This is a genomic window from Cytophaga sp. (assembly GCF_051961495.1).
Lineage (GTDB): Bacteria > Bacteroidota > Bacteroidia > Cytophagales > Cytophagaceae > Cytophaga.
Genome location: NZ_JBQCDF010000317.1, coordinates 1 through 6,965 on the forward strand (window position 1 = coordinate 1; position 6,965 = coordinate 6,965).

At 33.9% G+C, this 6,965-nt stretch carries 7 protein-coding genes; 2 read left to right on the top strand and 5 right to left on the bottom strand.

Annotated features, from left to right (window positions below):
- Both ACTHJT_RS17310 and ACTHJT_RS17315 read left to right on the top strand, forming a co-directional pair.
- Window positions 1-729 (top strand): MBOAT family O-acyltransferase (locus tag ACTHJT_RS17310; RefSeq protein WP_440240541.1); only part of this gene is annotated, 729 nt, incomplete at its 5' end.
- A 6-nt stretch (window positions 730-735) separates the two neighbouring features.
- Entirely contained in the window at window positions 736-1,656 is a 921-nt protein-coding gene (locus ACTHJT_RS17315) for a hypothetical protein (RefSeq protein ID WP_440240543.1), read from the top strand.
- Between the two features lie 13 nt (window positions 1,657-1,669).
- Here the strand turns inward: ACTHJT_RS17315 and ACTHJT_RS17320 are convergent, their stop codons facing one another.
- From ACTHJT_RS17320 to ACTHJT_RS17340, 5 genes are read right to left on the bottom strand one after another with little or no spacing between them, the layout of a single operon-like run.
- Window positions 1,670-2,806: an acyltransferase family protein gene (locus ACTHJT_RS17320; protein ID WP_440240545.1), complete on the bottom strand. Its 1,137-nt coding sequence runs from the start codon at window positions 2,804-2,806 to the stop codon at window positions 1,670-1,672.
- A gap of 8 nt (window positions 2,807-2,814) precedes the next feature.
- Window positions 2,815-3,822 (bottom strand): acyltransferase family protein, encoded by a 1,008-nt coding sequence (locus tag ACTHJT_RS17325; RefSeq protein ID WP_440240547.1) that lies wholly within the window; start codon window positions 3,820-3,822, stop codon window positions 2,815-2,817.
- 18 nt (window positions 3,823-3,840) lie between these two features.
- Window positions 3,841-4,617, bottom strand: a complete 777-nt coding sequence (locus ACTHJT_RS17330; protein WP_440240549.1) for a glycosyltransferase family 2 protein — start codon at window positions 4,615-4,617, stop codon at window positions 3,841-3,843.
- An 18-nt stretch (window positions 4,618-4,635) separates the two neighbouring features.
- The gene (locus tag ACTHJT_RS17335; protein ID WP_440240551.1) at window positions 4,636-5,784 is read right to left on the bottom strand and encodes a glycosyltransferase; all 1,149 of its coding nucleotides are present in this window, start codon (window positions 5,782-5,784) and stop codon (window positions 4,636-4,638) included.
- Window positions 5,785-5,796: 12 nt separating this feature from the next.
- Complete coding sequence (locus tag ACTHJT_RS17340; protein ID WP_440240553.1) at window positions 5,797-6,849, bottom strand: acyltransferase family protein; 1,053 nt, start codon at window positions 6,847-6,849, stop codon at window positions 5,797-5,799.
- Between the last annotated feature and the right edge of the window lie 116 nt (window positions 6,850-6,965).

Here is a 6,965-nt window from a genome sequence, read left to right on the forward strand (position 1 = left end):
TGGTGGACCATTATGTTGGGGTTCAGTTTGCAAATTCTGTTTGATTTTGCCGGGTATAGCCTCATTGCCCGTGGTCTGGGCAAACTCATGGGATATCATTTCACGATTAATTTTAACCATCCCTATTTGTCCGTTTCATTAAAAGAATTCTGGGAACGCTGGCATATTTCCCTTTCGACCTGGTTCCGTGATTATGTATATATTCCTTTAGGGGGTTCACGCAAAGGCAAATTCAAAGGACACGTAAATATGTGGATCACCATGATCGTTTCGGGCATCTGGCACGGAGCATCATTTAACTTTATCATCTGGGGTGGCATACATGCTGGTATGCTAAGTTTGGAACGTATTACCCGATGGCCTAAAAAACTTGCACACACAGCAGTGTTACGCTTTTTTTCATGGTTCCTTGTCGGCTTACAAGTGATGATAGCCTGGGTATTTTTCAGAGCAGAGAATTTACCGCAAGCGATAGCTGTTTTGAAAAACATGTTTGTATGGTCAGGAGCATCCTATTCCATTAATTTCATTAATCAATTCAACAATTCCATCATATTTATTTTTATTGGCATCCTGTATGAGCTTATATATTTACTCATGCTGAAAATAAAGACTTTGGGTCAGTTCATGAAAATATCAATAGTTGAAGCACTCTTGTATGCCCTGTTACTTTTATTCTGTATCTTTTTCAGAGGGCCTGAAAGCGAGTTTATTTACTTTCAATTCTAGTATAATATGAGAAACCTGGAAGCAAAACATAAAAGTATACTCTTTATATGCTGCAGCATACTACTGCTAGGTCTGTTTATGATTTACAGGCCGACAGAGATAAGTCCGCGATTTGCCAAAGAACGCTTCTGGGCAGAAAAAGCTTTTGCTCCCTCGGTTTACGACATCGTTTTTACAGGCGATTCAAGAACATACCGGGCAATATCTCCCAATGAAATCAAAAAGGCATTTTCTGATACAATTAAAGTATTAAACTTCGGATTCTCTGCAGCAGGCCTAAACAATTCGTTTATCAATGCATCAATCAATAAATTTTCACCACAATCAAAAAATAAAATACTGGTATTAGGTGTAACACCTTTTTCACTCACAAAGGAAGCACAAAGCAATGACCATCTGGTACAAGAGTCAAAGCGAACAACCATGGATAAATTTGACCGGTTGTACATAGGAAAATATTTATCAGTTTTTGAACCTACCACTTTAAGCTTTTTCATCAAGCGATTATCGGGAAATAAAAATGGGTATTACGAGACATTTAACAAGGATGGTTGGATTGGGTCTGCCAAAACTCCTTCAGACACCATGGAAGCCTATTACTCCTATAAAAAACGTTTTTCTGAATCAATAATTGAATCCACAGTGCTTGATTCACTGTTCGCAACTACTAAACAATTACAAAAAGAAGGTATTCATGTATTCGCATACAGACCACCAACAACCAAGGTGTTAAGGACATTAGAAGATAGCATTATGAAATTTGACCAGAAGGCATTTATTAAAAATTTTGAGCAAGCTGGTGGAACATGGATTGACATTCCGGATTCAATGTATTTCTATGCCTACGATGGCAGCCATCTGGATCAAAAATCTGCTATACTTTTATCCGATTTTCTCGGCAAAAAAATCAAGCAATATTCAAAATAATCCAGGATAACAATTAGACATTTGCTGCGCGATCCTTTAATTTAAGAAATGGCTTTTCAAGAAATCTGTATGATAAATATGCTACAGCTATTGTTAAAATAATAGTTGCCGGATATAGTACCGCATTAATGCCAACAATATTTTTCATACCTGCCTTTAGCATACCTGTCAGTACCGCGAATAATACGATGTTATGATACATATACATTCCATAGGAATACTTACCCAGTTGATCCGTAAACCTGGGATTAAAGGGAAGTTTACTTAATGGATTGTATACTATATTCAATATGATAATCATACCCGCTATCCCTACTCCAACCTGAATAAAAGGCCAGGAATGATTCACAAAAAACAGCGCTATCAATAAAAACATTGCCCCCACTTCCATTACAGGCTTAAAGAGAAATGAAAGTATTTTTTCCTTCCGGTTAAAAATCAAAAAAGCTCCCATTGCGCCAATAGCCATAATTTCAAAATAAAGCACTTTCATAAATTTTCTAAAGACCAGCATGCCTTCCATCCACGGATGATCAGGCGTATATTTCGCCATCAAAAAACAGATCAGATATACAAGGAGCTGGAATACGATTTTAATTCCTACAAACCAGAATATCATATGTGCCAGTTTATGTATCCATTTACGAACCAGTAGCGGCCAAATCAAATAAAACTGTTCTTCTATACTTATAGACCACAGCTGTGAACTAAATCGGTTCGCATGAAAAATATTATTCGATATTACTGGTAAGAAACATACATACAGCACCAAAGTAATTCCCCAATCCTGTGTATCTCCAAAAAAAGACTGATTTGAAAAAAATAAAGGTAAAATGAAAAAAGATAGTAAAATCAAAAAGTAATAAAGCGGCCAGATGCGTAATATTCTTCTCAGATAAAACTTACCCATTGCTACTGTCCCCGTTTTTTGATTCTCTTTTAACAACAACAATGTAATCAGGAAACCACTAAGCATAAAAAAAATAGTCACTGAATGAGCACCCAGATTTCTGATGATATTCATATGAAATATATTAGGTAACCCCAGAATGTTTTTTCCGTTTTCAATGTGATGTATAATAACACAAAGCGCTGCAAAAAAACGTACAGTATCTAATTTAGGTATATATTTATAATCAGAGAGTATCATAATTTCAGTTACTTTTTTCCATCTAAATACATTCTTCGCTTTTTCTCAAAAAAAGTATCGTAATATTTACTTATTAAGTACGCCCCTAAAATACACGCAACTAAATACCCTACCCACATGATTGATTTTATTTGTGGATATTGAGAACTATAAAATACATAGCAAAGCAATACCGGCCAATGAAAGAGATAAATTGTATAGGACATAGAAGATAACAATTTATCAGAGTTAATATTATAATCTTTCATCTTAATATTCCTTGAGACAAAAGGAATCCATAAGAAACACACAACCTGGTTTATAATCTCCCGATATTTCATACCAAATATTTCAAATGTTTTATCACGAAGAAAAATTTCTCTCAAATCAGGAATGATAAAATGTAACGCATAAATCAATACAGCTGCCAATACAGCCATATTGGCAAGATTTTTACCTGCCATCCAATTAGTATTATAGATATACATACCAATTGAAAAATACATCAGATAATTTAGTATGCACATATAATCATATCCTATAAAGGTGACATACAATATTGTTATCAAAATACTTATTAGTAAAAATAGCCTATTATTAATCTTACTGTTAATGTATATGAGCAAAGGAATTAAAACATAAAATTGCAGTTCTATATCTAAAGACCACGCTGGTCCTATTAATTTATAAGCTGTGTTACTATGGTTAAACACAAATATGTTTGACAAAAAGAAGCCTGCATCATATAAATATTTTGAGTGCAATAAGTCTTTAAATACAATAGCTGCAAGAACGCCCATGATTAAAACCAAAAAATACACAGGGAATAACCTCCAAACCCTACTTACCAGATAGTTTGCAATTGGAGACTTAAGTTTACTATACTTCTCTGTATACATCTTAACAATCCAATAACCACTTAATATGAAAAATATATACACTGCAGTATGACCGATTACTATAAAGTCTACAGAATGGTGAAGCACTACGAAAAAAGCTAATAGAAATCGAAAGAAGCCAGGAGAGATACGCAACATATTTTCAATTATGATAAATCATTTTTTATTAAGTGTATTATTAAACTTATCTTCTTCAATCAATCTCAGACAAAACATTATCTCTACCAGAGTACGCTGCAAGGTATAATGCCAGCCATACCAGCCATCGAGAATCAAGCCTTTTATGAAAAGACAATGAAAAAAAACGAATATAGGAGCTGCCCACTTTAATTTCCTGATTTTATCTGTAAAACGAAGTTCATTATTATGTTTACTTAAAAGCTTATTAGCTTCTCTGATGGAATAAGAATTTTGATTATAAAACCAGCGCGTTAAATCTTTTCTGTCATCGTGCAGGATATATGATGTATAAGAACCGGCGATCCCATCCAACTCAAGGCGATGTGCATGCCCATCATCAAAATATTTTCCCTTTTCAGTCTGAAATAATACTATCCTTGGAGTCGTATTATTTCTCTTTAACGGATGACCGTCTACACAAAATTTAAATCTTGTTGCATAACCGGCACAGTCATTTTCCTGAATATATTTTTTTGTTTCTGCTATAAATTCATCCGTCAACACGTAATCAGCATCCAGGGATAATGTCCATTTTGTCTGGATTAATTCCATACCAAAATTACATTGAATAGCAAACGTATCAAACTTCCTATATACTACTTCAACATTTTCATATTCACTGATAATTGGTAATGTTTGATCGGTACTACCACTGTCAATGATGAGCACTTTGGGAAGCCATCGTAATTTATCAAGTACCCGTGCAATATTGGGTTCTTCGTTATATGTAATTATTAATGCCGTTATATCCATAAAACAGTATTTATAATATCATTTCTTTAACTGCTTAAAAATATCATTAAATGCATCTGCTACGCCTGCCCAGCCAAACTTAGCTACATATCTTCTGCAATATACAGCATTTTGATTTTTTTCCTGCTTCAGCCAATAACTAATTGCAGCAGCGCTTTTACCGGGATCCAGTTCAATCCATGATCCGCAATGATTTCTTTCAACTTCTTTCCAAGGTGTAAAAACTGATGCAACAATAGGAATCCCGCAAGCTAAAGCTTCAGCATATACATTCCCAAAGTTTTCATTATGTGAAGTTAAAGCAAAAACATCGGCATGCATTAAAAATTCTTTTTTTGATTGAACATCAATTTCCCCGCAAAAGAATACACGCTCTTCTAATTTTAATTGTCCAACCAGCGTTTTCAATTTTTGCAACTCACCTTCATCATGTCCGCCAATAATTAACAAAACATTATCAGGTAAAGAAATCATGGACTGGATCAAAATATCAAAACCTTTTTTCGCATGAATCCGCCCCAGAGACACCACAACTTTTGTATCTTCCAAACCAACCTTGCCTGTATACTTTTGCAAGTATTCGCCTCTGCTTAACCAGGCCTGCCCCTCAAAGTTTGAAAGATCAATTCCATTTGAAATAATTGAAACCTTTGCTTTGGGGAAATGATGTAAAATTTCTTTTTTTTCCTGTTCAGCTGTAGCGTGCCAATGAATTCTGTTTGCAAAAGGTTTAATAAATAATTGCAGCCATTTCTTTTTAAATGAATTTCCCTGATTCATGACCCAATCTCCCAGCACGCCTCTCGGAGAAAGCAATACAGGCTTACGAAACAGCCATGCATATAACAATGCGATAGGTGTAGGTGTATTAAAAATTGCCTGAATATGTACAACATCCGCCCAACGTATATCCTTCCATAAGTTCAGCGTCAATTGCAAGGAGAACTTATCTACTTTTAATTCATTATAATATTTTACCTGGAAGCCGTCCATTTCAAGCCAGATATTGGTTGGCACGTCCAACTTACTATACATGTTAGTATTTGTTGTCGATACCCTTACTTTGTGCTTTTTGGCTAATTCCTTAGAAGTATTTAAGGAAGAAAAAATAGTTCCCCCATAAATAACGGCTGGATAAAAGGACGGTATGACAACTAAAACTTTCACTTATTCTAGCTTTTAATAAGAAAATAACGATTTCATATTTATAAATCGTTTTTCGAATAAATAATAACTAAGTAGGGAAACCATATAGGTCATACCAACACAAGTAATGAAATTTACTATAATGAACTTCGAATTCAGATATTCATATATGAATAAAAAAACAAAAGGATGATAAACATATAAACCATAGCTGATTTTGCCGGTAAACAAGAGAATTTTATTTTTAAAAACATTCTGCACCCAGCCATTCGTATTTATTATATATCCAATTACAGATACATAAAAGCCAGATAAAACCAGCGGTTTAATTACCTGAATGAACATGTTGCCCTCTCCAGAATACATATACCATATTGCGATTAATAAAAATGCCAGCACAGGTAATGCTATTTTGAAATATATTGTTTTAGAAGCAAGCGTTCCCTTTCTTTCCCATATAGCCAATAATCCTCCTATTGCTAAAGAATCCATTTGAGAAAAAGTAAAATAAAAAATTCCTAAACGGTTTTCCAACATTACAACCCGAACTATAATTGTAACGATTAATATTATTACAATTGTTTTTGTCAGTTTTTCAAAATTGAATAAATATACTATAAGAGGCCAAAACAAATAAAAATGCTCTTCAACAGCCAAAGTCCAGAAATGACTTGGCCCACACGATGGCCATTCAAAGGTACGTGCAACATTTTGTAAATAGACCCAAAAATACCACTCTCCCTGTCCATGACAATCAGGAATGCCTTTTAATAAAAATGGCAAAACAAAAAAATACAGTGCTAATGCAAAATAATATAATGGAAAAATACGGAGAGATCTTCTTATATAGAATTTTTTAAAATAGGACTCATCCTCTTTCGTATCCAATAAGATTCTTGTGATAAGAAAGCCTGATAAAACAAAAAAGAGAATTACTCCGGATTGTCCGAAAATAGAAACCTTATGCAGTTTATCATAAACAAAACCGCTTGATTTAAACAAGCCATGAAAAAAATGAAATAGAATCACCATTAATGCAGCAACACCTCTTACACCATCTAATTCTGTGATATATCTTAATTTCATCCTAGTTCTTTTTATTAATATTTCATATACTTAGCTAAAGGATAGGTTAAAAAATAAATAAAGCCTGACATAACTTTTGATTGCCCCTTTTTCCATTTTTCATCCAATACTAAAGG